This is a genomic window from Myroides sp. LJL119 (genome assembly GCF_054871605.1).
Window position 1 is genome coordinate 81,027 of record NZ_JBTXLO010000011.1, and the last position, 23,061, is coordinate 104,087.

19 protein-coding genes and 1 pseudogene are annotated in these 23,061 nt (G+C 33.8%); 10 read left to right on the top strand and 10 right to left on the bottom strand.

The window, feature by feature from the left end:
* Positions 1 to 73 precede the first annotated feature (73 nt).
* The gene (gene nhaC, locus ACYSNV_RS11435; protein ID WP_461762684.1) at positions 74 to 1,528 is read right to left on the bottom strand and encodes a Na+/H+ antiporter NhaC; all 1,455 of its coding nucleotides are present in this window, start codon (positions 1,526 to 1,528) and stop codon (positions 74 to 76) included.
* Positions 1,529 to 1,922: 394 nt separating this feature from the next.
* Between nhaC and ACYSNV_RS11440 the strand changes: the two genes are divergently transcribed.
* Positions 1,923 to 2,849: a bestrophin family protein gene (locus tag ACYSNV_RS11440; RefSeq protein ID WP_461762685.1), complete on the top strand. Its 927-nt coding sequence runs from the start codon at positions 1,923 to 1,925 to the stop codon at positions 2,847 to 2,849.
* Positions 2,850 to 2,978: 129 nt separating this feature from the next.
* Here ACYSNV_RS11440 and ACYSNV_RS11445 read toward each other — a convergent pair whose 3' ends face one another.
* Positions 2,979 to 3,869: a DMT family transporter gene (locus tag ACYSNV_RS11445; protein ID WP_461762686.1), complete on the bottom strand. Its 891-nt coding sequence runs from the start codon at positions 3,867 to 3,869 to the stop codon at positions 2,979 to 2,981.
* Positions 3,870 to 4,292: 423 nt separating this feature from the next.
* Here ACYSNV_RS11445 and ACYSNV_RS11450 point away from each other — a divergent pair, with 423 nt between their 5' ends.
* Positions 4,293 to 5,189 carry a LysR substrate-binding domain-containing protein gene (locus tag ACYSNV_RS11450; RefSeq protein ID WP_461762687.1) on the top strand — a complete coding sequence of 299 codons (897 nt, stop codon included), beginning with the start codon at positions 4,293 to 4,295 and terminating at the stop codon, positions 5,187 to 5,189.
* Between the two features lie 112 nt (positions 5,190 to 5,301).
* Here ACYSNV_RS11450 and ACYSNV_RS11455 read toward each other — a convergent pair whose 3' ends face one another.
* Positions 5,302 to 6,930: an acyl-CoA carboxylase subunit beta gene (locus ACYSNV_RS11455; RefSeq protein ID WP_461762688.1), complete on the bottom strand. Its 1,629-nt coding sequence runs from the start codon at positions 6,928 to 6,930 to the stop codon at positions 5,302 to 5,304.
* Positions 6,931 to 7,104: 174 nt separating this feature from the next.
* On the opposite strand from ACYSNV_RS11455, the gene ACYSNV_RS11460 reads away from it, so the two are divergent.
* On the top strand, positions 7,105 to 7,749 hold the full coding sequence (locus tag ACYSNV_RS11460) for a DUF47 domain-containing protein (RefSeq protein WP_461762689.1): 645 nt from the start codon (positions 7,105 to 7,107) through the stop codon (positions 7,747 to 7,749).
* A 15-nt stretch (positions 7,750 to 7,764) separates the two neighbouring features.
* Positions 7,765 to 8,865, top strand: a complete 1,101-nt coding sequence (locus tag ACYSNV_RS11465; protein WP_461762690.1) for an inorganic phosphate transporter — start codon at positions 7,765 to 7,767, stop codon at positions 8,863 to 8,865.
* A 409-nt stretch (positions 8,866 to 9,274) separates the two neighbouring features.
* Here ACYSNV_RS11465 and prfB read toward each other — a convergent pair.
* Positions 9,275 to 10,373 (bottom strand): peptide chain release factor 2 gene (prfB, locus tag ACYSNV_RS11470; RefSeq protein ID WP_461762691.1). Its coding sequence is split into 2 segments (ribosomal slippage): positions 9,275 to 10,309 and positions 10,311 to 10,373, totalling 1,098 coding nucleotides; the frame shifts between segments, so codons are not numbered across the junction.
* 48 nt (positions 10,374 to 10,421) lie between these two features.
* Here prfB and ACYSNV_RS11475 point away from each other — a divergent pair.
* Together ACYSNV_RS11475 and ACYSNV_RS11480 are read left to right on the top strand one after the other, a co-directional pair.
* Positions 10,422 to 11,447 (top strand): threonine aldolase family protein, encoded by a 1,026-nt coding sequence (locus ACYSNV_RS11475; protein WP_461762692.1) that lies wholly within the window; start codon positions 10,422 to 10,424, stop codon positions 11,445 to 11,447.
* A 123-nt stretch (positions 11,448 to 11,570) separates the two neighbouring features.
* A complete protein-coding gene (locus tag ACYSNV_RS11480) occupies positions 11,571 to 11,915 on the top strand; it encodes a DUF6787 family protein (protein ID WP_461762693.1) in 345 nt (114 codons plus the stop codon).
* Between the two features lie 217 nt (positions 11,916 to 12,132).
* Here ACYSNV_RS11480 and ACYSNV_RS11485 read toward each other — a convergent pair whose 3' ends face one another.
* The 3 genes from ACYSNV_RS11485 to dnaA form a co-directional block, all read right to left on the bottom strand.
* Positions 12,133 to 12,861, bottom strand: coding sequence for an SAM-dependent methyltransferase (locus ACYSNV_RS11485; RefSeq protein WP_461762694.1), 729 nt, complete (start codon positions 12,859 to 12,861; stop codon positions 12,133 to 12,135).
* Positions 12,862 to 12,951: 90 nt separating this feature from the next.
* On the bottom strand, positions 12,952 to 13,407 hold the full coding sequence (locus ACYSNV_RS11490; RefSeq protein WP_461762695.1) for a low molecular weight protein-tyrosine-phosphatase: 456 nt from the start codon (positions 13,405 to 13,407) through the stop codon (positions 12,952 to 12,954).
* Positions 13,407 to 14,846 carry a chromosomal replication initiator protein DnaA gene (dnaA, locus tag ACYSNV_RS11495; protein ID WP_461762696.1) on the bottom strand — a complete coding sequence of 480 codons (1,440 nt, stop codon included), beginning with the start codon at positions 14,844 to 14,846 and terminating at the stop codon, positions 13,407 to 13,409. The genes ACYSNV_RS11490 and dnaA overlap by 1 nt, the downstream gene beginning before the upstream one ends.
* 186 nt (positions 14,847 to 15,032) lie before the next feature.
* Between dnaA and ACYSNV_RS11500 the strand changes: the two genes are divergently transcribed.
* Together ACYSNV_RS11500 and ACYSNV_RS11505 are read left to right on the top strand one after the other, a co-directional pair.
* Complete coding sequence (locus tag ACYSNV_RS11500; RefSeq protein WP_461762697.1) at positions 15,033 to 15,437, top strand: acyl-CoA thioesterase; 405 nt, start codon at positions 15,033 to 15,035, stop codon at positions 15,435 to 15,437.
* A 65-nt stretch (positions 15,438 to 15,502) separates the two neighbouring features.
* Entirely contained in the window at positions 15,503 to 16,255 is a 753-nt protein-coding gene (locus tag ACYSNV_RS11505; protein ID WP_461762698.1) for a hypothetical protein, read from the top strand.
* 25 nt (positions 16,256 to 16,280) lie between these two features.
* Here ACYSNV_RS11505 and ACYSNV_RS11510 read toward each other — a convergent pair whose 3' ends face one another.
* Positions 16,281 to 16,922: an IMPACT family protein gene (locus ACYSNV_RS11510; protein ID WP_461762699.1), complete on the bottom strand. Its 642-nt coding sequence runs from the start codon at positions 16,920 to 16,922 to the stop codon at positions 16,281 to 16,283.
* Entirely contained in the window at positions 16,915 to 17,991 is a 1,077-nt protein-coding gene (gene ribD / locus ACYSNV_RS11515; protein ID WP_461762700.1) for a bifunctional diaminohydroxyphosphoribosylaminopyrimidine deaminase/5-amino-6-(5-phosphoribosylamino)uracil reductase RibD, read from the bottom strand. The genes ACYSNV_RS11510 and ribD overlap by 8 nt, the downstream gene beginning before the upstream one ends.
* 47 nt (positions 17,992 to 18,038) lie before the next feature.
* Between ribD and prmC the strand changes: the two genes are divergently transcribed.
* Entirely contained in the window at positions 18,039 to 18,884 is an 846-nt protein-coding gene (gene prmC / locus ACYSNV_RS11520; protein ID WP_461762701.1) for a peptide chain release factor N(5)-glutamine methyltransferase, read from the top strand.
* Between the two features lie 44 nt (positions 18,885 to 18,928).
* On the opposite strand, the gene ACYSNV_RS11525 is transcribed toward prmC, so the two are convergent.
* Positions 18,929 to 20,284, bottom strand: coding sequence for a hypothetical protein (locus ACYSNV_RS11525; protein WP_461762702.1), 1,356 nt, complete (start codon positions 20,282 to 20,284; stop codon positions 18,929 to 18,931).
* A gap of 1,130 nt (positions 20,285 to 21,414) precedes the next feature.
* On the opposite strand from ACYSNV_RS11525, the pseudogene ACYSNV_RS11530 reads away from it, so the two are divergent.
* Positions 21,415 to 23,061 (top strand): annotated as a pseudogene (locus ACYSNV_RS11530) (hypothetical protein); the annotation flags it as partial.

Here is a 23,061-nt window from a genome sequence, read left to right on the forward strand (position 1 = left end):
TCTACATGAACTTAACACCCTAAAGATACGTAAAATAAATCAAGAAAAAGACTGTGTTTGTGTTAGAGAATTATTAATTGTTTTTTGCTATTCGGCGTATTTTATAATCCAAGGCAGCGTAAAGTAATGTTACAAAGGGACTTAAGTAATTGAAAAATGCATAAGGCAAATAAGTCATTGTGGGAATTCCCAGTACCCCTGCATGATAAGCCCCACAGGTATTCCATGGTATTAGTACCGAGGTAACTGTTCCTGAGTCTTCTAAAGTACGGCTTAGATTCTCTGGAGCAAGACCTTTTTCTTTATAAGCATTGGCAAACATTTTACCTGGAACTACAATAGAAAGGTATTGATCCGAGGTCATTATATTTATTGCCAAACAACTAGCTACTGTACTGGCAAAAACACCAAAGATTGTGTTGGCTATACTTAAAAGGGCCATAGATATTTTTTTCAAAGCACCAATAGCCTCCATAGCTCCACCAAAAAACATTGCACATAGAATCAGCCACACGGTGTTTAACATACTAGCCATACCTCCGGCTTCGAATAAACCATTTAATGATTCTAAAGGAGATAGGATTCGAATATCGGTGGTTAATGCAAGCATTATTCCCTTGTAGATATTATATGGAGTTAAAGAATCTGCTTGAGCTATAGAAAGGATAATTTGTGGTTGAAAAAATATGGCGCTTATTGCTCCTAATAGAGTTCCAATTAATAACGCAGCAATAGGAGGTACCCTTTTTACAATTAAAAACACTACAATACACGGAACCAAGAACAACCAAGGACTAATATAAAAAGTATCCGATATGGCCTTTAGAGTCTCTTGGGTATCCACCTGTCCTTGCCCGGAGTATATTACTCCAAAGGCGATAAATAAAGCCAGGGTAACCACATAGGTTGGTATGGTGGTGTATAGCATGTATTTTATGTGAGTAAATAAATCCGTACCCGCCATGGTAGGAGCCAGGTTAGTTGTATCGGATAAAGGAGAGAGTTTATCTCCAAAGTAAGCCCCTGAGATTACAGCACCCCCTACAACTCCTAAAGGCATACCAAGTGCGTTTCCGATTCCAACAAGGGCAATTCCAACTGTTGCTGAAGTTGTCCAAGAGCTTCCGGTTGCAACCGAGATTATCGATGTTATTATCACACAGGCCGGTAGGTAGATACTAGGGTGTAAAATAGTTAAGCCATAATATATCATATTGGGAATTATCCCACTGATTAACCAAGCCCCGGATAATGCTCCTACTAGAAGTAAAATGAAAATAGCACTAGAGGTGTCCCTTACATTATTGGTAATGTGTATAAGAATTTCATCGTATGGAATCTTATTATATAGACCAATTGCTGTGGCGATAGAGCCTCCAATTAGTAATATAAATTGATTTGTACCACCCAGGGCCTCATCGCGAAACACGTAAACATTAATTGCAAGTAAAGCCACTAGAGCAAAAACAGGAATTAAGGCTTGTAATAAAGAGGTTTGTTTGTAGTTGGACGTATTTTGGTTATTCATTAAATCAAGGTTGTTTTTTATTTAGTTTGCGAATGTAAACAAATATTTTATTTTAAGATAATCGAAGCCTCTAAGGTATAAAAAATTGTATAAAAAGTTTTATTTGTATTTCGTTGATATTTAAAAAGTTGGTTGTTTATGTATGCTTTTTGTGCATTTTATGTATATATAAAATATTATTTACAAACTTTTTTTATTATATTTACTACATTGTATCGGATATTTAAAATCTAAAGTGTTTTAAATTTAACACATTCGTGTTTTGTTATACAGATATAAATTATTGTTGTAAGATGTTAAAAGCATCTATAAGGGCTACTTATTTTCAAAAAAATAAGTAGCTTTTTTTTATAGCTTTGAGCTACATTTGTACTAAAATTAAATTTTATCGATTATGATCGTTCGTCAAAGGATGAATGTCCTTAGAATGCTTTTTGTTGTAAAAGGTTCTGTTATTACAAAAATTGGCCCTGCTTTGTTGGCCGTGTTTTTGTTTTCTTGGCTAGTTTACTTTGCTAGGTATTTTTATCCTGAGTATATTGTCCCATTAAATGTAGGTGCTTTTACTTTAGTTGGGATTTCTTTGGCGATTTTCCTTGGCTTTTGTAACAGTGCTGCTTACGACCGGTTTTGGGAGGGTCGTAAATCCTGGGGAAGTTTAGTTATTCATACCAGATCATTGGCTTTTCAAATTTTAAACTTCATTAAACAAAGTTCGGATTTTACCTTTGAACAAAAGCAACAAGCCATAAAGTTAATTATTGCATTTTGTTATGCATTAAATTACCAATTGCGTGATAAGCAAGATTATAGTAAACTAGAGCAGTTATTACCCGCTTTGACTTATAAACAAATGCTTAAAATGCATTTCAAGCCTGCTTTTATTTTAAATGAATTAACAGCCTTTATAGCCATGGCCTATCAAAAAGGGGCTATAGATAGTATAACCCAAGCGCGAATAGATCAGAATATAGCAGAGTTAAGTATTATTTTAGGTACTTGTGAGCGTATTATTCACACCAAAATACCTTTTGTATATTTTGTGATGTTGCATCGAACTGTTTATATCTACTGCTTTTTGTTGCCTTTCGGGTTATTGGATTTAATTGTATGGACAATGCCATTTTTTGTAACTTTTGTTGCCTATACTTTTTTAGGATTAGACGCGGTGGTGGATGAGATTGCGGAGCCATTTGGAGAGGAGGCCAACGATTTGGCTTTAGATCAAATGTGCGGTAATATAGAATATTCTTTATGTGAATTAGCCAGTTTACCTGTTCCTAAGCTTATTAAACCCGATAGTAATTACATTGTGCGTTAAACTATAAGACTTAAAAAAAGTATTTTATTTTAAAATGCTAGGAGTTAAAAAAAAGATATTAAGAAAATAAATGCCAGGATTTCTCAACCCTGGCATTTATTTTATAGTATGAAAACTTACGTTTAATTTTTAAGCATATTTTTTACTTAAGGCAACACATAAAATAATACCCAAAGTAACACCTATCATAATTGGATCTATCTGCTCATGTAGAAGTATGCCTGCTAGGGCCATACCAAAGAAAGGTTGAAGCAATTGTAACTGTCCAACTTTGGCAATTCCCCCTTGCGAGAGACCTTTATACCAAAAGATAAACCCTACAAACATGCTGATAACCCCAATATAGGCAATACCTAAGTACCCTAAAGGATTTATGGTTTGAATATTTGGTGGAAGCTGTAAAAATATTGCAGGTAGAGAAATGGGTAAACAAATCACCAAAGCCCATGAAATAACCTGCCATCCTCCTAATGTTTTGGATAAAATGGCTCCCTTGGCATAACTCCAACCACATAAAACAATGGCCCCTAGCATTAAGCCCTCACCAACAATAGAGGATTGTAGACCATTTCTGGCTGCATAACCTATAACTAATAATGCACCTATAGTTGAAAAAAACCAAAACAATTTGCTAGGCTTTTCTTTGGCAAGAAAAACAGCGAAAATTGCCGTACACATAGGTAACATACCTAAAAACACCAAAGAGTGAGCCGAAGATATGTATTGCAAGGCCATGGCCGAGAGTAAAGGGAATCCGATTACGGCTCCAAGTGCAACAATAAAGATGGGAAAGATTTGATTGTTCTTAGGTAGGGGCTGTTTAAAATACCAAAGGCAAATAGCAGCGAGTATACCGGCAATGCCAGCTCGAGCGGCAGTTGTGAAAATCGGATCAAAGTAAATCACGGCCATTTTTGTAAAAGGCATCGAGCCACTAAATAGTAAAACACCTATGAATCCGTTAACCCATCCCTTTTGGTTGTTGTCTTGCAGCTGTGATAGGCTACTTGTTTGTTGCATGTTGAAATTTTTTGCAAAGCTACGTTGTTTCTTTGGCTAAGACAAGAGCTAGAGAGAATCTATAAAAATGAAAGGATTTCCAAGTAAATAGTCTGTGTCTTTTTAAAAAAAGTAAGTCGTTAAAGTTAAAAAGCAATAAATAATTTTTTTCTAATTATGGGTTTTAGAAAAGTAGGTGTTGTCTTTTTATTTTATTGTATAAAACAGGGAAGACTTGTTTTATTATACTAGTAACTACTTACTTTGTATAAGGGTAAATTTATAAAGTGCTATTTTTATTTTTTAAAGAATCTTTAGATAGTAAAAAGGAAATTTTCTGGATGTTTAAGTACTTTAATGTTTTGCTTTTTTTATAGGTCGTCATATGCTATTTTTGTATGTTATTGATTAAAAAAAGGGATCTTAAAATTATTAGCAATACATATGTTTGATTTTCGTTTGAAAGTATTTTATTTAGTAGCTCTTCATGGTAGCTTTACCAAGGCGGCTAAAGAATTGGGAATATCCCAACCTGCAGTAACCAAACATATCAAGGAAATTGAAAATCATTTTAATGTCAAATTATTTCACAGGGGTTCTACCCAGATTTATTTAACTCCCCCGGCAGAGGTTTTGTTAGATTATGCAAAGAATGTTTTTCAAGCTTATCAAAAACTAGAGTTTGATTTAAAAGCTTTAAGTTCACCTATCCAAGGTGGTTTACTAGTAGGTGCAAGTAGCCTTATATCTCAGTATATTTTATCTGCCTTGCTAGCTGGTTTTCGCCAAAAATTAGATAAGGTAGATATTGCAGTACAAACCAGTAGTAGCACAATTATAGAACATTTATTGTTAGACAATAAGATTGATATAGGACTTATCGAGGCATCTAGTGAGCATCCAGATATTTTGTATCAAGATTTTTTGCAAGATCAAATCGTTTTGGTCTGTAGAGCAAATAACCCTTATCTTGAAGGTGATTTGATTGATAAATCGGAGTTGTTAAATTTGTCTTATTTGTTTTTGGACTCTGATTTAACCACACAAGAGGTAATAGAAAAGGGGCTTAAACAAGCCGGAATTGATAAAAACAAACTCAAAGTAGAGATGTATCTGGATTCACAGCAAAGTGTGAAAACGTATTTAGCACATTGTAATAGTTTTGCTTTTTTGTCTAAATATGCAATTTTAAAGGAGTTGAAGTATAAAGAACTACAGATTGTAAGGATAGCTAATCTAAATTTAACACGTAGTTTTAAGATAATACAAAAAAAGGGCAAAGATAATAACCTAAGTGATGTTTTCGCTAGATTTGCTTTAACCCACCAGGTGGATTTATAGCCATTAACATGGAATCATTTTGTTTTTTTTCTATGGTTTAAAATAAAACACATGCCCTAAAAATTTTATTTTTTTGGGGCATGTGTCTTAAGTTTTATGATGTGTTTTTATATTATACTTGAATTACTCCAAGATTAAAAGGCTTTTCTATAGGTGCATGATCAGCAGCTTGAATTCCCATAGAAATCCATTTTCTTGTATCTAATGGATCAATAATAGCATCGGTCCAGATTCTAGAAGCAGCGTAATACGGAGATACTTGTTGGTCGTATTTTTGTTTTATTTGTTGATACAGCTCTTTTTCTTGCTCTGGGTTTAATTCTTGATCTTTGGCTTTTCTAGCGGAAGCCTCAATTTGAAGCAATACCTTAGCTGCTTGGGCTCCTCCCATTACAGCTAATTCAGCACTAGGCCAAGCAAAGATCAAACGAGGGTCATAAGCTTTTCCACACATGGCATAGTTCCCCGCGCCATAAGAGTTGCCAACAATTACAGTGAATTTAGGTACCACCGAGTTAGCCACGGCATTAACCATCTTGGCTCCATCTTTAATGATTCCACCATGTTCGCTTTTGCTTCCAACCATAAAGCCAGTAACATCTTGTAAAAATACCAAAGGTATCTTCTTTTGATTACAATTGGCTATAAAGCGGGTTGCTTTATCTGCAGAATCCGAATAAATAACTCCTCCGAATTGCATTTCCCCCTTACTGGTTTTAACAACTTTTCGTTGATTGGCCACAATTCCTACAGCCCAGCCATCTATTCTGGCATAGGCAGTTATTATGCTTTGGCCGTAACCTTTTTTGTATTCATCATATTGAGAGTTATCCACAAGACGTTTAATAATCTCATACATATCGTATTGTTCGGCTCTATTTTTAGGCAATATGCCATAGATATCCTGTGGGTCTAAAGCTGGTTTTTCACTCTGTACACGAGAGAATCCTGCTTTGGTATAATCTCCGATTTTATCTACAATACGCTTGATGGTATCCAAGGCGTCTTTATCATCTTTTGCCTTGTAATCAGTAACTCCGGATATTTCACAATGTGTAGAGGCGCCACCTAAGGTTTCATTATCGATATTCTCTCCAATGGCTGCTTTAACTAAATAACTTCCTGCTAAAAAAATACTACCTGTTTTATCTACAATTAAAGCCTCATCACTCATAATAGGAAGGTAGGCTCCCCCGGCCACGCAACTTCCCATTACCGCAGCAATTTGAGTTATACCCATGCTACTCATAATGGCATTGTTTCTAAATATTCTTCCAAAGTGTTCCTTATCGGGGAATATTTCATCTTGTAGGGGTAGGTATACCCCGGCGCTATCTACTAAATAAATAATAGGAAGTTTGTTTTCTATAGCAATTTCCTGTGCTCGTAGATTTTTCTTACCTGTAATTGGAAACCAAGCTCCTGCTTTTACAGTCGCATCATTGGCAACCACAATACATTGTTTGTTTTTTATAAAGCCAATTTTAACAACCACTCCACCACTTGGGCATCCACCATGTTCTTGGTACATGTCTTGACCTGCAAAGGCACCGATTTCAATACTAGGTGCTTTTGGATCTAATAGATAATCAATTCTTTCTCTGGCTGTTAACTTACCTTGTTGATGTAGTTTATCTATGCGTTTTTGACCACCGCCTAATTTAACTTGGGCCAACTTTCTTTTAAGTTCTGAGAGTAGTAACTTATTGTGGTCCTCATTTTTATTGAAATTTAAATCCATGCTATGTGTGAATATTTGTGTATATTTAATATGGTTTTTGCTAATGTACAAAATAATGTCAAAGTTAAAACCATGTGTTAAAAAATTAATTCTTGGAATATTTTACAATTTCGTAACATAGGATAACAAGAAATAACTAATTTTGCTTGCGTTTCACAAATACCATTAGTTATAATGTCATTAAACAACATTTTTCAATTTTTAGTACCTAAGGATAAAGTGTTTTATCCTTTATTTGAGCAAGCAGCCACAAAACTGCAATTGTTATCCGAGACTTTAAACGAGGCTGTAAACGCTCCGGCTAAAGAAAGAGAGAAAATGCTTAAGCAAGTAGAGGCTTTACAAAACGAGATTGAGATTATAGCTCAAAGGACACGTGTAGAGTTGGTAAAAAACTTTATCACTCCTTTTGATAGAGAAGATATCTATAATTTAATAACCGCTGTGGATGAAGTGGCGGATAATTTAGCCGATGCAGCATCTCGTATGCGTCTTTATCAAATTGATAAAGTAACTAAAGCGCTTCGTAAATTAACAGAAGCAAATCTAGATGCTTGTACCGAGGTTTGTAAGGGATTAAGAGAATTAAAGAATTTAAAGAACCTGAGCCTTTTAGCAGAAGTTTGTAAAAACATCTTACGCTTAGAGCGTAAAGCAGATAAAGTTTTTGACAAAGCGGTATTGGATATCTTTGAGAATGAAAACGATGCTATAGAAATAATTAAATACAAAGAGGTTATGGCTGCCTTAGAAAGTGCAACAGACAGTTGTCGTGATGTTGCAAACGTATTGGAAACCATAACTGTTAAGTATTCATAATTTAGTTTTTATTTCATGGAGTTTTTTACTGAAATGTTAAGTAATCAAAGTGGGATAATGCTAATTGTTATTATTGTATTAGCTCTAGGTTTTGATTACATTAACGGTTTTCACGATGCGGCCAATTCCATTGCTACTATTGTAACCACTCGTGTTTTAACCCCCTTTCAAGCAGTTGTATGGGCCGCGGCCTTTAACTTTGCTGCATATTTTATCTCTTTGTATGTTATTGGTGAATTTAAAATCGGTAATACCATTGCAAAGAGTGTTAATGAGAATTTTATATCCCTTGAGGTTATATTTGCCGGATTAGTAGCGGCTATTATATGGAACTTAATAACTTGGAAATTAGGGATTCCTTCTTCTTCTTCTCACACCCTAATAGGTGGTTTTATTGGTGCAGCTTTAGCCTACGCAGGAGCTTTAGCCCCTGGAGGACAAGATGTTATCGTTTATTCGAAAGTTATTCCAATTTTCCTGTTTATCTTCGGGGCCCCATTACTGGGATTGGTGTTGGCTTATTTTATCACCATTGCTATTTTGTGGATATGTCGAAGAAAAAATCCGCATAGATGTGAGGTTTGGTTTAAACGTTTACAACTGGTATCTTCTGCTTTATTCTCTTTAGGGCACGGAGGAAATGATGCCCAAAAAGTAATGGGTATTATTGGTGCTGCGGTGATTTATTACCATATTAATGTAGATATGGATCCAGCTTATTTGGCCAGTGGAGTAGATACTTTTAAAGTCTTTGTAGAACACTGGTGGTGGGTGCCTTTAGCTTCATTCCTTTTTATTGGACTTGGAACTTTATCCGGAGGGTGGAAGATTGTTAAGACAATGGGGTCTAAAATTACAAAGGTGACTCCTTTAGAGGGAGTTGCGGCTGAAACAGCAGGAGCCTTTGCTCTTTATGTTACCGAGCACTTTGGTATACCTGTGTCCACAACTCATACCATTACAGGATCTATTATTGGAGTAGGGGTAACCAAACGAGTAAGTGCAGTTCGTTGGGGAGTGACCATAAATCTTTTATGGGCCTGGATTTTGACCATTCCAGTATCAGCTGTATTGGCAATGATTGTTTTTTACTTAATACGATTTGTAATGGGGTAATCCTATTAGATATAGCAAAAAAAGCCTTTCACATTTGTGTGAAAGGCTTTTTTTATCGGAGTGGTTTTGTGTCAAATAATGTCTGTTAAGGTGTTTTAAATACCAGGTGTGCTAACAAAATGTAAAGTTTTACGCTTTGTAAAAGCACTTAAATAAAAAATAGTAGGTAAAAATAGTGTTTAACTGTTTTTTTATTAATCAAATACTGTATATTTGTATAGTACTTATAAGTCAAATAATTTCGAATGTTTTTTATTTACTTATTTAGTTAACCTTTGTTGGCAAACAAGGTTTTAAAGATGGGGATCTTTAAATAAGGGGCTGGTAGGAATTTCTATCAGCCTTTTTCTTTGCTAGAAATTATAAAAAAAAGGCATTTCTTATTATGTAAGAAAATGCCTTTTAACTTTTATTGTTCCTCTTTTTGTCCCATCATCATTAAATAGGCCTTTAAAAAGTGATCAATTTCTCCGTTCATAACAGAATCTACATCGGTAGTTTCATAAGATGTACGTACGTCTTTTACTAGCTTGTAAGGATGCATAACGTAGTTTCTTATTTGCGAACCCCATTCGATTTTTTTCTTGTTAGCCTCAATCTCATCTCGCATTGCTTGTTTTTTCTTAAGCTCAATTTCATATAACTGAGATTTTAAAAGTTGCATTGCTTTGAGTTTGTTGTCTAACTGAGAACGGGTTTCGGAATTCTCAATGATAATCCCTGTGGGGTGGTGACGTAATCTAACGGCAGTCTCTACTTTGTTTACATTTTGACCTCCCGCACCACTGGAGCGCATAGTTTCCCATGAGATTTCTGAGGGGTTTACCTCAATCTCAATAGTGTCATCAGCCAAAGGATAAACATACACCGAGGCAAAAGAGGTATGCCTTTTTGCATTGCTATCAAAAGGGGAGATTCTCACTAATCGGTGAACTCCGTTTTCTCCTTTTAAATAACCAAAAGCAAATTCACCCTCAAATTCTAAAGTAACGGTTTTTACCCCTGCTACTTCGCCTTGTTGGTAGTTTAATTCTTTTACTTTCATACCACTGTGTTCTCCCCACATAATGTACATACGCATTAACATGGCAGCCCAGTCACAACTTTCTGTTCCCCCGGCTCCTGCAGTGATTTGTAATACCGCACTCATGTTGTCACCTTCATCGGACAACATGTTTTTGAACTCTAATTGTTCAATAATACCAAGGCTAACTTGATATTGTTGTTCAATATCTTTTACATCAGCCTCACCGCTGGCGTAAAATTCTAATAGGATTTGTAGTTCCTCAACGGCTTGCTCTGCGCTGTTGTATCCCTGGACCCATTTCTTTTTAGATTTTAAGTTTTTTACAAAGATTTCGGCCTCCTTTGAATTCTTCCAAAAGTCTGGGTCAAAGGTCTTTTCCTCATCGTTTGTGATCTCGATTAACTTTTTATCTACGTCAAAGATACCTCCTTAACGCGCCAAGGCGATCAATAATGTCCTTCTGTTGTTCAGTGGTTACCATAATTTATTGTTATATTTATCCACAAAAATACTTATTCCAATTCAATTTATGGAAATTAATTTAATCAGTGATACAATAACAAAGCCAACACCTGAAATGGTAAGCTATATGCTTAAGGCTAGGGTAGGAGATGATGTCTACAAACAAGATGGTAGTACCAATGAATTAGAACTGGCTGTTGCTGAATTATTTGGCATGGAGGCTGCCTTGTTTTTTCCTTCGGGAACTATGGCAAATCAAGTTGCAATTAAACTACATACTCAGCCAGGAGATCAATTAATTTGTGATATATCTTCACATGTTTACCAATTTGAGGGTGGTGGAGCGGCATTTCACAGTGGGGTTAGCGTTGGATTAATACAAGGCGATAGAGGACGAATCACCGCCGATCAAATCGATCAGGTGTATACCGACCCGGATAATATTCATTTGTCAAACTCTACTTTAGTTTGTTTAGAGAACACAACCAACAAAGGTGGGGGAGCGTGTTATGAGTTGGATCAAATCGCGCAAATAAGAGCCTATTGTGAACAAAAAAATATGAAGCTACATTTAGATGGAGCAAGACTTTGGAATGCTTTGGTGGCAAAGAGTCAGCATCCTAGTCAATTTGGAGAATTATTTGATACCATTTCGGTGTGTTTCTCTAAAGGATTAGGGGCGCCAATTGGTTCGGTGTTATTGGGTAGTAAAAAAGACATAGAAAAAGCAATACGTTTAAGAAAGCTTTTTGGTGGAGGAATGAGACAAACTGGCTATTTAGCTAGTGCTGCTTTATTTGCTTTAAAAAATAATGTTAGTCGATTACAAAGAGACCATTTTAGAGCTAAACAATTAGAGATGGTTTTAAGGAAGAAAGACTGGGTTAGTGAGGTTTTACCTGTACAGACCAATATTGTGATCTTTAAGTTACTTAAACCAGCTTACAATGGCTTGTTTTTGGATAAATTAAAACAAAAAAATATTGCCATTAGCCAAATGGGGCAAGGTTGGCTTAGAATTGTCACGCATCTAGATTATAGGGAGGTTATGCATGAATATGTGATGGAAACCCTAAGTAAAATGGAAATATAACGTTTTGTGGAGAGTGTTTTGTGTTCTATAATACTGAATAAAAGAGAAATAGCTATATTTTAAGTTTATTTTAGTACTTCTGTATTTATAAAGTAGTATTTTTGTTTAGATTAAAAATAAATAATGGAAAAGTTAAAAAAGCGTTGGGGCTTGAACTCCAATTTTCAAGCAGTTATTATTTTAATTGTTTTTGCAATTACCGGTTCTACGTCGGCTTTTATTTCAAAACCTATTTTATCATATATAGGAATTGAAAGAGGTCTAATGCACCCGGTGCCTTATTGGATTTTGTATGTGATTTTAATAATGCCAGTATACAAAGTGATGTTAATTAGCATTGGTACTGTTTTTGGACAGCGAACGTTTTTTGTGAATTTTGTAAGAAAGATGCTAACTCGAATGAAACTTGGATTTTTAATGCCACAGGCCAAACAAACTCAAGTTATTAAACAAAGAGTTAAAAATTAAAAGAAATAGATAAAGGTCCTATTATATTTAAAACCATAAGGCTACTGGTTTGTTGATCCAGTAGCCTTTATATTTTTTACAATATAGGGTTCTTTGATTTTTAAAATTTTGAAAACAAGGTAAAAAAAACAGGTTTTTGTTTTTGTGTGAGAAAAACATTTTTTACAAAAGACAAAAAAGTACTGTTTCTTACCTAGTAAAGAAAGTATCTGTATGATTATCTAGGCTTGTGTATAATAAAAATACAGGGTCTTTTATGTAAATCAATATTTTGTTTTTTCCACTCATTAGCCGTTTTTGTCTGGATATATTCGGTTTGTAAAGTGATATCGCAAGCAATACAAATTAGGGTCTGTGGATGCAAAATATGTATCATATCTTCCAGTAGCTGATTATTTCGATAGGGAGTCTCGATAAATAATTGGGATTGATTTATATCAAAGGACAGTTTTTCTAACTGCTTTAATGAAGTTTTCTTTTGAGCCTTATCAATGGGTAGGTATCCATTAAAAGCAAAACTTTGTCCATTCATTCCCGAGGCCATCATGGCCAGTAAAATAGAAGAGGGTCCCACTAATGGACGAACCTTTATATTGTTTTTATGGGCTAAATCAACAATAATTGCACCAGGATCTGCTACCCCCGGGCATCCTGCGTCACTCATTAATCCAACACTTTTCCCTTGTAATAACGGCTGTATATAGGATTTCAAATCTTTGCTATCTGTGTGTTTGTTTAATGGAAAAAGTACTAATTCGGATTGCTTTTTCTCAGGACATATACTTTTAATAAACCTTCTTGCTACTTTTTCATTCTCCACTATAAATATATCAAGTGATTCAATGCAGCGTTGGATAGTTAAGGGTAAGACATCTAGCGGGTTTTGCGTCTCACCAAGGGTAATTGGGATAAGATACAGGCTAGCTGGAGTGGCTGTTGCGCTCATAAAAATGAATTTATTTGAATACTACAAAGGTAGGGATTAAAAGTAAAAAAGGGAAAGAAAACAGATTCCATCCCTTTTTTGTATATAATTTTATTTATTTAATTGTTGGTGAAAGTTATTACAGGCTTGATCTAAAAGATTATAAACCTTTAAAAAACCATCTTCTGCTCCATAGTAAGGATCTGGTACAATTGCGCCAGGGGTTTGTGAGTAATCTAAGATAAGCTTTACTTTATCTTTGCTTTTTTGATCTGGAGCTAAAGATAAGACATCTTTTAAGTTGTCAGTATCCATAACCAGTATATAATCAAATAAGTCAAAGTCTTCAAGGCGTAAGGGTCTTGATTTTTGTTTACTAATATCAATACCATGCTCCCTTGCTATTTTAATAGATCTAGGGTCTGGTTTTTTACCTTGATGCCAAGATGCAGTTCCCGCTGAATCAACAAAAAATTTACTAGCGTCTAATTTAGATTCTAAAATGCCTTGCGCCAAAGGGGATCGGCAAATGTTTCCCAAACAGACCATTAGAATTTTAGTCAGCATTACATATTAAGCTTTAGATTAATATCTTCGTAGTATTTTTTAAATTCTTTATCGGTTTCAACTAAATTATCAATTGTCTTACAGGCGTGTAATACCGTTGCGTGGTCACGTCCACCGATTTGAGAACCAATACTAGCCAACGAATTTTTTGTATACTTCTTGGCAAAAAACATGCAAAGTTGTCTTGCTTGGGCAATATTTCTTTTTCTTGTCTTTGATCGAAGTACATCAGTATCAATATCAAAATAATCCGAAACCACTTTTTGAATATAATCAATAGAGATTTCTCTTTTTACATTTTTGACAAATTTCTCAACCACCTGTCTAGCTAAATCTAGAGTTACCTCTGATTTAATAAATGAAGATTGAGCGATTAAAGAAATAATAGCACCTTCTAATTCACGAATATTAGTTGATACATTTTGAGCAATATAGTCAATTATTTCTTTAGGCATTTGTACTCCATCGCGATATAATATGCTTTGGGCAATTTTTGCTCTGGTTTGAAAATCAGGATGTGTAATCTCTGCAGATAATCCCCATTTGAATCGGGAAAGTAAACGCTGCTCGATATCTTGCATGTCTACCGGAGCTTTATCACTGGTTAAAATAACCTGTTTTCCGTTTTGATGTAAGTGATTAAATATATGGAAAAAAGTTTCTTGTGTTTTTCCCTTTCCTGATAAAAATTGAATATCGTCCACAATTAGTACATCTATTAATTGATAGAAATAGATAAAATCGTGAATTGTATTTTTTCTAATCGAGTCCGTATATTGCTGGGTAAATACCTCTGCGGAAATATAAAGAACCGTTTTCTCAGGATAAATCTCTTTTATTTCAATTCCAATTGCTTGAGCAAGGTGAGTTTTTCCAAGTCCAACACCTCCAAATATTAATAGAGGGTTAAAAGAAGTACCACCAGGTTTATTAGCAACTGCTAATCCTGCAGAACGGGCCAATCTATTGGAATCCCCTTCTAAAAAATTATCAAAAGAATAATTGCTGTTTAATTGAGATTCAATTTTAACATTTCTAATTCCTGGAATTATAAAAGGATTTTTTAATTCTGGATTTTTTTTCTCAATCGGAACATCTAATTCTTGAGGCTTAACAGTGCTTCTGTTTGTGCTTGGTAACTGTTCTGTAAAGGGTTGTTTGCTAGCTTGTTTGCTCTCCATTTGGATCTTGTATAACAATCTAGCATCGGCTCCTAGATATCTTGTTAAAGCACTCTTTAACAGATGAACATAGTGCTCTTCCAACCACTCGTAAAAGAATTTACTAGGTACCTGAATAGCTAATTCATTATTGACTAATTCAATAGCCTTAATAGGCATAAACCAAGTCTTAAAAGCTTGATCTTGAATGTTATCTTTAATGAATTCTAGACAATTGTTCCATACAGATTCAGCTGTCATATTCGGATATTCACGCATTATTGGTTAGAATTAAAAAAACAGTTACTATTTTTGAGTGATTTTAACAGGACGAAATTCCCGTTTGATTTCGGGGACAAATATGTGAACAAATTTCGGGATAAAAAAACTTTTTACCCATTGTAAAAATCAAAAAAAAATAGTAAGTAGTATAAAATTATAAACAAACAAATATAGAAAAATATAATGAACAGTTTTAAGACTAGTGTTAGGGTGCGTTATGCGGAGACAGATAAAATGGGAGTGGTTTATCATGGGAACTATGCGCAATACTTTGAAATAGGGCGAGTTGAATGGCTAAGAAACCTTGGTATATCATATGCACAGATGGAACAGCAGGGTATTATCTTACCAGTTGTTTCCCTAACTATGAATTACAAGAGGTCGGCTTTTTACGATGAAATTTTAACCATAGTTACTATTTTAAAAAAATGTAGTGGAGTGAAAATTGAATTTGATTATGAAATTTATAATGAAAAAAACCAATTACTAACCACTGCAAACTCCTTGTTGGTTTTTATGGATTCAAAGACAAATAGGCCTTGTGGGGTACCGGATTATGTATTGCAAAAATTACAGGTAATAAAATAAAAAAATTAAAGCTTTATATTTTAACAAGTATTAATAATTCTATATATTTACAAAAAGCGTATTTTATGAAAGCATCAATTTGGTTAGTAGCCATAGTTGGATTATCTGGTATTAGTGGTTTTTCGCAAGAAAGAATAACTTTAGATGGAAGGATTCGTCTTTACGATGGAACAACCCAAGAAGTGTTAGTTGTCAATAGGCAAACCAAGCAAGAGGTCCAAAGTGATATAACTGGTTATTACATGATTCCTGTACAAAGTGGAGATACATTACGATTTTCTGGCAAATACACTGCTACTTCTGATTATGTGGTGCTTCCACAAGATATTACTCAAGCAAGGGTAAATGTGGTTTTAAGTAAACCGGGGCAAAATTTAGAAGAAATTGTGATTGTAAAAAAAGATTTTGGCCCAGATTTCTTTGATTTAGGAGACAGACAAAAATTAACCAATGCGGAAATTAACTTTAAAACAAACAATACTCTAACCTCGGCAACACCTACCGGAGGCTTGGGAATCAACATTGGAGCGGTTGTGAATTTATTTAGTGGCAAGCGTAAAGCAGACAAACAAGCTATTGCTTATGAGAAGATGCAACTTAAAGTTACCGAGTTTTTGGAGCAATACCCTAAGTCGGATTTAATTAAAGATCTTAGGATGAATCCGGATTATGTGGATGCTTTTTTAATTTATCTAGTAAATCAGCCTGATTTTATGCAAGTTCCTGTAGCTCAAAACGAAGGTTATCGTTTGTACCTAGCCGGTCATTATGATGGGTTTATAGAGCTTATAAATAGCGAACTAAGTAAACAACAGTAAATATATTGACAAAGGACAAGTTGTTTTACAACTTGTCCTTGTTATATTCTGGCATATCTGGTGTAAGGATTTTAACTTCATAAAAAGGTTCAAAACTAGCAAGAGCTTTCTCATATTCGTTAAGGCGTATTTTCACCTCAATGCAACAACTCATGTGCATTTGTTGCTCAACTATTTCAAGATCTTTTTCCTTTATAATACGCATAACATTGTTCATGTCTTTGTATTGAAATAGTATTTTGAAGTGTTCATCGATGGTTTTATCAACAATTTGTGCTTGTTCCAAAGCTAATTGAGCTGCTGCTCTGTAAGCTGTTATAAGACCTCCAACCCCTAATTTTATACCACCGAAATAGCGTACTACAACAACTAATACATCTGTTAACTCAAAGGACTGTATTTGACCATAAATAGGTGCTCCTGCTGTGTTGCTAGGCTCTCCATCATCATTTACTCTATAGTAAACCTGTTTTGCTCCTAATTGGAAAGCATAACACCAATGTCTTGCGTTGTAGTGTTGCTTTTTAATCTGATCTAAAATAGGTTTTACTTCCTGTTCACTAGTAATTGGAAAAGCATAGGCGAAGAATTTGCTGTTTTTCTCCTTGTAAAGTACCTCTTGGGTTGGTTGATTTATTGTTTTATAGGAATCTATTTGTTTATTCATTTTGTCTTTTTACAATATCTAATTGGTCCTTTAATAAGTAATAACTTTCTATGGACTTAAAATCTGTGATTTTAGGGGCTAAAACCCCCTTGTTTATATTATTTTGGCCTGTAAATATTCTGGCTTCATCCCAGAGTTGTTGTTCTATAAAACTTTCTATGGTTTTACTTCCCCCTTCAATAACTAAAGACATTATATTTAGTTTATAAAGGTGCTCTAAAATTTGCAGGGGTATATTTTTTTGAAAGTCTACTTGTATGTACTTTAAATTGGCTTTGTCAAAAACTTGTTTGTTTTGGGTAAAGCATATAGTAGGAGTAGAGTTATCTAAAAGATTATAGGAGTTGTCTATAATTGCGTTTTTATCTATAAATAAGCGAATAGGGTTGGGTCCATACCAATCTCTTGTGGTTAAACTTGGGTTGTCTTGTAATACCGTATTGGTGCCCACTAAAAATGCACATTCCTCGCTGCGCCATTTATGTACTAGTTGCTTGCTATAGGTATTAGATATCCAAAACGGAGCTTTTTCATTTTTGGATAAAGGAGCAATAAAGCCTTTTGAGGTTTGTGCCCATTTTAAAATAATATATGGTCTTTTGTTTTTAATGAAATTAAAAAAACGTTTATTGATTTGTTGACATTGTTTTTCTAATACACCCACTATGACCTGACATCCCGCTTTTTTTAATTTTTCAATTCCTTTTCCTTTCACACTAGCAAAAGGATCTACAGTTCCAATTACTACTCTTGGAATCTGCATCTGTATTATTAAGTCGCTACAAGGAGGGGTTTTACCAAAATGACTACAAGGTTCTAAAGTTACATATAGGGTACTTTGCTTTAAAATTTGTTTGTCGTTTACTTGCGAAATAGCATTCACCTCGGCATGTGCTCCCCCGTAAGCACTGGTGAACCCTTCTGCGATTATCTTATTTTCATGTACAATTACTGCTCCAACACTTGGGTTAGGCATTGCCCTGTAGATTCCTGCTTTAGCAAGTTCAAGGGCTCTAGAAATGTATATTTGATGTTCTTTCAAAATGGATAAAACTGTATCTTTGAACAAATTTACAATATTTAAAATAAATCTGTTAATCTTCGAAATATAAAACTATGTTGTTAAAAGCTCTAGAACAGCAATTCATCCAAGCCTTAACCCCTTTATATGACCAAAAGGAAGCTCAATCTTTATTTTTAATTGCCTTACAGGAAATAGAAACTAAAACACGTTTAGACTATGTGATGAATCCAGCTTTAGAAACTAACTCTGTAACCCTTTGGATGCAGACTTTGGAAAAGCTTTTAAATGCAGTACCGATTCAGTACGTTTTTCAAAGAGCCTATTTTTACGGTTTGACTTTTAAAGTTACTCCAGATACTTTAATTCCTCGTAGTGAGACTGAGGAGCTTGTGGAGTGGATTTTGAATTCTATTGAAGATAAATCTACCTCTATTCACATATTGGATATAGGTACAGGTAGTGGTTGTATTGGAATTACTCTTGCTAAGTTCTTGCCCAATGCTAAGGTAACTCTAATGGATATTAGCCCCGGTGCTTTGCAGGTTGCTAAACACAACATGGAATTAAATCAAGTTAAAGTAAATCTAGTAAACACAGATGTACTAGCTTTAGATAAACTAGAACAAAAATTTGATATTATTGTTTCCAATCCACCCTATGTTAGAGAACTAGAGAAAAGTGAAATTCATGATAATGTGTTAAAATATGAGCCATCTCTAGCTTTGTTTGTAAGGGATGATGATCCGCTTATTTTTTATCGTAAGATTGCTCGCTTGGCAAACGATAACTTAGGTTCCAATGGCATGTTGTTTTATGAGATAAATCAATATTTACCCCAACAAACAAAGGCTTTATTCGACACATTAGACTTTAAAGAAGTGCAGCTTAGTAAGGACTTAAAGAAAAATTATCGTATGCTTAAGGCGGTGAAACGCTAAGGAAAATAAAAGCAGTAAAAAAATAACAAAAAGACAAAATTGTATCATGATTTTGTCTTTTTGTTGTTTTTGTAGACCATCACTATTTCTTTAAATTCTTTAAATGTTTTCTTTATACCAATAAAATCCTTTTTAAATAGCTCTTTTACCTGATGCTTTTCAAGATCAGTTAAACTTTTTGTATAGTTCACTCGAGAGGGATCTAGTAGAATTTCTGTGATTTTTACTTTATTTACTTTTAATACTAGGTAATTACAGGTGAAATCAACGCTGGTTTGTATCTTGATATCTTTCCACTTTATTTTTTTTACTTTCGAAAAAAATAATTTCTTCGATGATAAGTAAACACAAGTATCGGTAAATAAAGCGGAGTTAAAGGCAAAAAGTACACTTTGGTTGGGTGATAATTTAATTTTGTGTCGCTTAGTAAAGTTTCTTACCCTATTTAAGAAATCTTCCTGTTCTATTTCTAAATTACCTGCCTTATAAAATTCACCATTTTGTAAACTTTCAGCAAAATAAGATTCCACACCGTATTTACAGGAAATAGGCAAGAAAATTTTTTGATAAGCTAAAATGCTATTATTGTATTGTTGTATTGTCAAGTGCTGTTTTTGACTAGCCTGCGGGTAAGAAAAAAAATTATTAGTACCATTGCTATTACAGTGATCTTGTTTTTGTAAGTATTCTAAAGGTTCTAATAATTCAAATAAATCATCTACAGGCCAATTGCTTTGGGATTTTAAAATTCTGTTGGGCGCTAAAATTAGATTTATTACTCTTTGGATAAGCGGGTTGTGGGTTTGGTCTAATAAAATATCATTATAATTATTAGAGTAAATATCCTGTTGATTGTAGGTAATTAAGCTTGCAAAAAAACTAGGATAGCTTTTAAACTCATCAAAGATTATTTCAGTGGTTTGTTGCCATAATTTACAGGCCTGATTTTCATTTAAATATTCTAAGTAAAAACTATAATGTATGACTCTTAGGGCATTTAAAAGATCTAGCGCATTTTGCTTTACATCTGCCATATAAGGCAATATGTTTTGCATATACTGTAAAAGACTAAAGAAATTCCTAACCTGGTTTTGTTTTAAACTAGGCCAGATTTGATTAGTGAGTTTTTCAGTTAATTCATTTTCGTGTTGTTTCGAGTTGGTATAAAAAGTGGTAGTTAAGTCTTTTATTAATATTTCAATGTTAGGGTTTGTATAAATATCTTGTAAAGGTGTATCTATTATCTTAGAGCCAACTTGAAGATATATTTTGATTAACAGGTGATTGGTTAAGTTTTTAGACTTATTTGGATTTTGTAATTCAGCGATAACCTTTAAAGCGCTACTTGTATTTTCTATTTGAAAATTTTGCTGTAAATCTTTAAAAAAAAGGTACCTCATAGAAGTTGAAATATCCTTTTTTTTGCCAAAGAAGTCTGGAGTATTGTGATGCTTATTTTTTAAAATGTGAAACGTGTTTGGGTATAGGTAACAAATAATATCCGGAGTCATGGTTATATAAATAAAATAGCAAAATATATATTTAGTTCAAAAGTAAGAGGTTTTATATTATAAACTAATTATATTTTTTTGAAATCCTTAAGATAAATCTTTGTGTTTTAGTACCTGTTTTTACATTTAAAAGATAGTTTTACTGTTGTTATTCGTTGCTAATATAAAACACGAGTAAAGATAGATTTGTTCTAATATAACCTGGTTTTATTTAACTTGATTTGTTGTCTTTTTTACTTTAATTACAAATTGTGATTTATACTTCCGAGGTATTTACTACCAATTTTTGAATGTCTTTTGTTTTTCACAGGTATAATTTATCATCTTGTAAATAAGACGTTTAGCTATTTTTTATTTTTCTTTTAACTAGCTATATCGTAAAGTCATTTTAATAAGGTCTCGTAATTGTAGTAATTACAAGGGAAGGTTAGATAAAATAGTTATTTCAAAAGTATATATTCTCTTAATGGTATGTTAATTTGAAGTGTGATAAAATAGAGTTATTTAAGATTCTTTTTCAGATTGTATAAAAAAAAAGTTTGTTTTTAACTTGTTGCTATAATGATGTTTAGAGGTTATTTTTTTTCTTTTATTCTCTTTTTGAGAATAACAATTGACTATATAGAGTTAGTTATGGGATGTTTTTTAACAATTTCGTGTTTTTTACGCAGTTTGAAATGGACATTACAATACCTAATTTTGCACCCGATTTATGACAAATATCATTTTTTATTATTGAAAATAATATTAAAACTTGAATTAGTAACCTTACTTGGATATTTACAAATAGCTAAATAATCTTGCTTTTTAAGTTACCTGTTTTCAATTCTTAAAATTTCATATGAGTGATAAAATTATAAGATTTATTGTTTTGGCTAAGCATATAGATTTTATAAAAAAACAAGAGCCTTGTTAATAAGGCAATTTTAAAATATTGGGAATTTCCTGTGTTTAGCGTGTTTGCAAATAAAAGTACCTAAACGCCATTAATGAAAGAAAATTAAAAACAAAACTCGATTATGAAAAAAAGATTACTCTCGGTTGCCTTACTAATGGGTGGTGCTTTTATAGCTAATGCTCAAGTAGGAATTGGAACTGCAACACCTAATAAGTCTGCTGAATTGACTATTGTTGCCGCAAACAGAGGACTGTTAATCCCTAATGTGTCATTAACCGATGCAATAGATAAACAAACCATTACAAACGGAAATATTGAAAGTTTACTTGTATACAACACAAGTGGTGTTCCTTCAAGAACTGGTAAAGACAGTGTTACACCTGGATACTATTACTGGTTTCAAGGAAGATGGCACCGTTTAACAGCGGAAATGGACATTCCTCAGACAGTTGTAGATAATTTTCAAGATATTTTAGATTTAGATGGAGATCGCGTTAAAAATCTGATTAAGAGCTTATTTTCAGAAACTCTGACTGTTTTGTCATACGATGAGAATACAAATAAAATTACCTATAGAGATGAAAACCAACAAGAAAAATCATTTGTTTTAAATTCGTCTGATTTATTTTATGATGCAACTACAAATACTTTTTCTTTTATAGATGCCTCTGGGAAAGAAAAAGAGTTACCATTGAATAACACTAGTCTTTCTTATAATCCAGATAATAGTAAATTAACTTATATCGATTCTAAGAATCAACCCGTTGAGTTTGATTTAAATACTATTGTAAAAGATAATCAATATCGTACAATTGTAAAGCAAGGTGATAATGTAATAGTAAAACAAACAGTTATTGCAAATCAGACCACTTACACCGTTAGCGTAGAACAAGCCTCAGAAGATACTCCAGGAGTTGTTAAACCAGGTAAGGGCTTACAAGTTAGTCAAGGTGGAGTTTTAGATGTTGATTTTCCTTTTGTAGAGGGGGTTTTAGCAGATGGTAATTTGTATTCAAAAAGCATTACAGTTTCTGGTGAGGCAAATCCAATATTTAAAGATGTTACTTTAGAGATAACTCCAGGTGTAGCTGGACAGGTGTTAACTACCAAAGATAATGGGGATGGCACTTTTTCAACAATCTGGGAAAACCAACAAGCTCCTTTAAACGCAGGACAGGGACTTATCGAGAATAAAAAAACAGGTTCTATCGATGTAGATTACCCTGTTGTAAGAGAAGAACTAGCAAAAGGAAACGTAAGCTCTACAAGTATAACGGTTCAAGGAGGAGATTTAGCAACTTTTTCAGATGTTGCTTTAGAGATAACTCCAGGTACAGCTGGACAGGTGTTAACTACCAAAGATAATGGAGATGGCACTTTTTCAACAATCTGGCAAGCTTTACCAGAACAAGAACAGGTTAACGTTTCTAATGGTTTGACTAAAGATAATACAGGTACCATTATAGTAGATTATCCAGAGGTTAAAAAAGAACTAGCAAAAGGAAACGTAAGCTCTACAAGTATTACAGTTCAAGGAGGAGATTTAGCAACTTTTTCAGATGTTGCTTTAGAGATCACTCCAGGTACAGCTGGACAGGTGTTAACTACTAAAGATAATGGGGATGGCACTTTTTCAACAATCTGGGAAAACCAACAAGCTCCTTTAAACGCAGGACAGGGACTTATCGAGAATAAAAAAACAGGTTCTATCGATGTAGATTACCCTGTTGTAAGAGAAGAACTAGCAAAAGGAAACGTAAGCTCTACA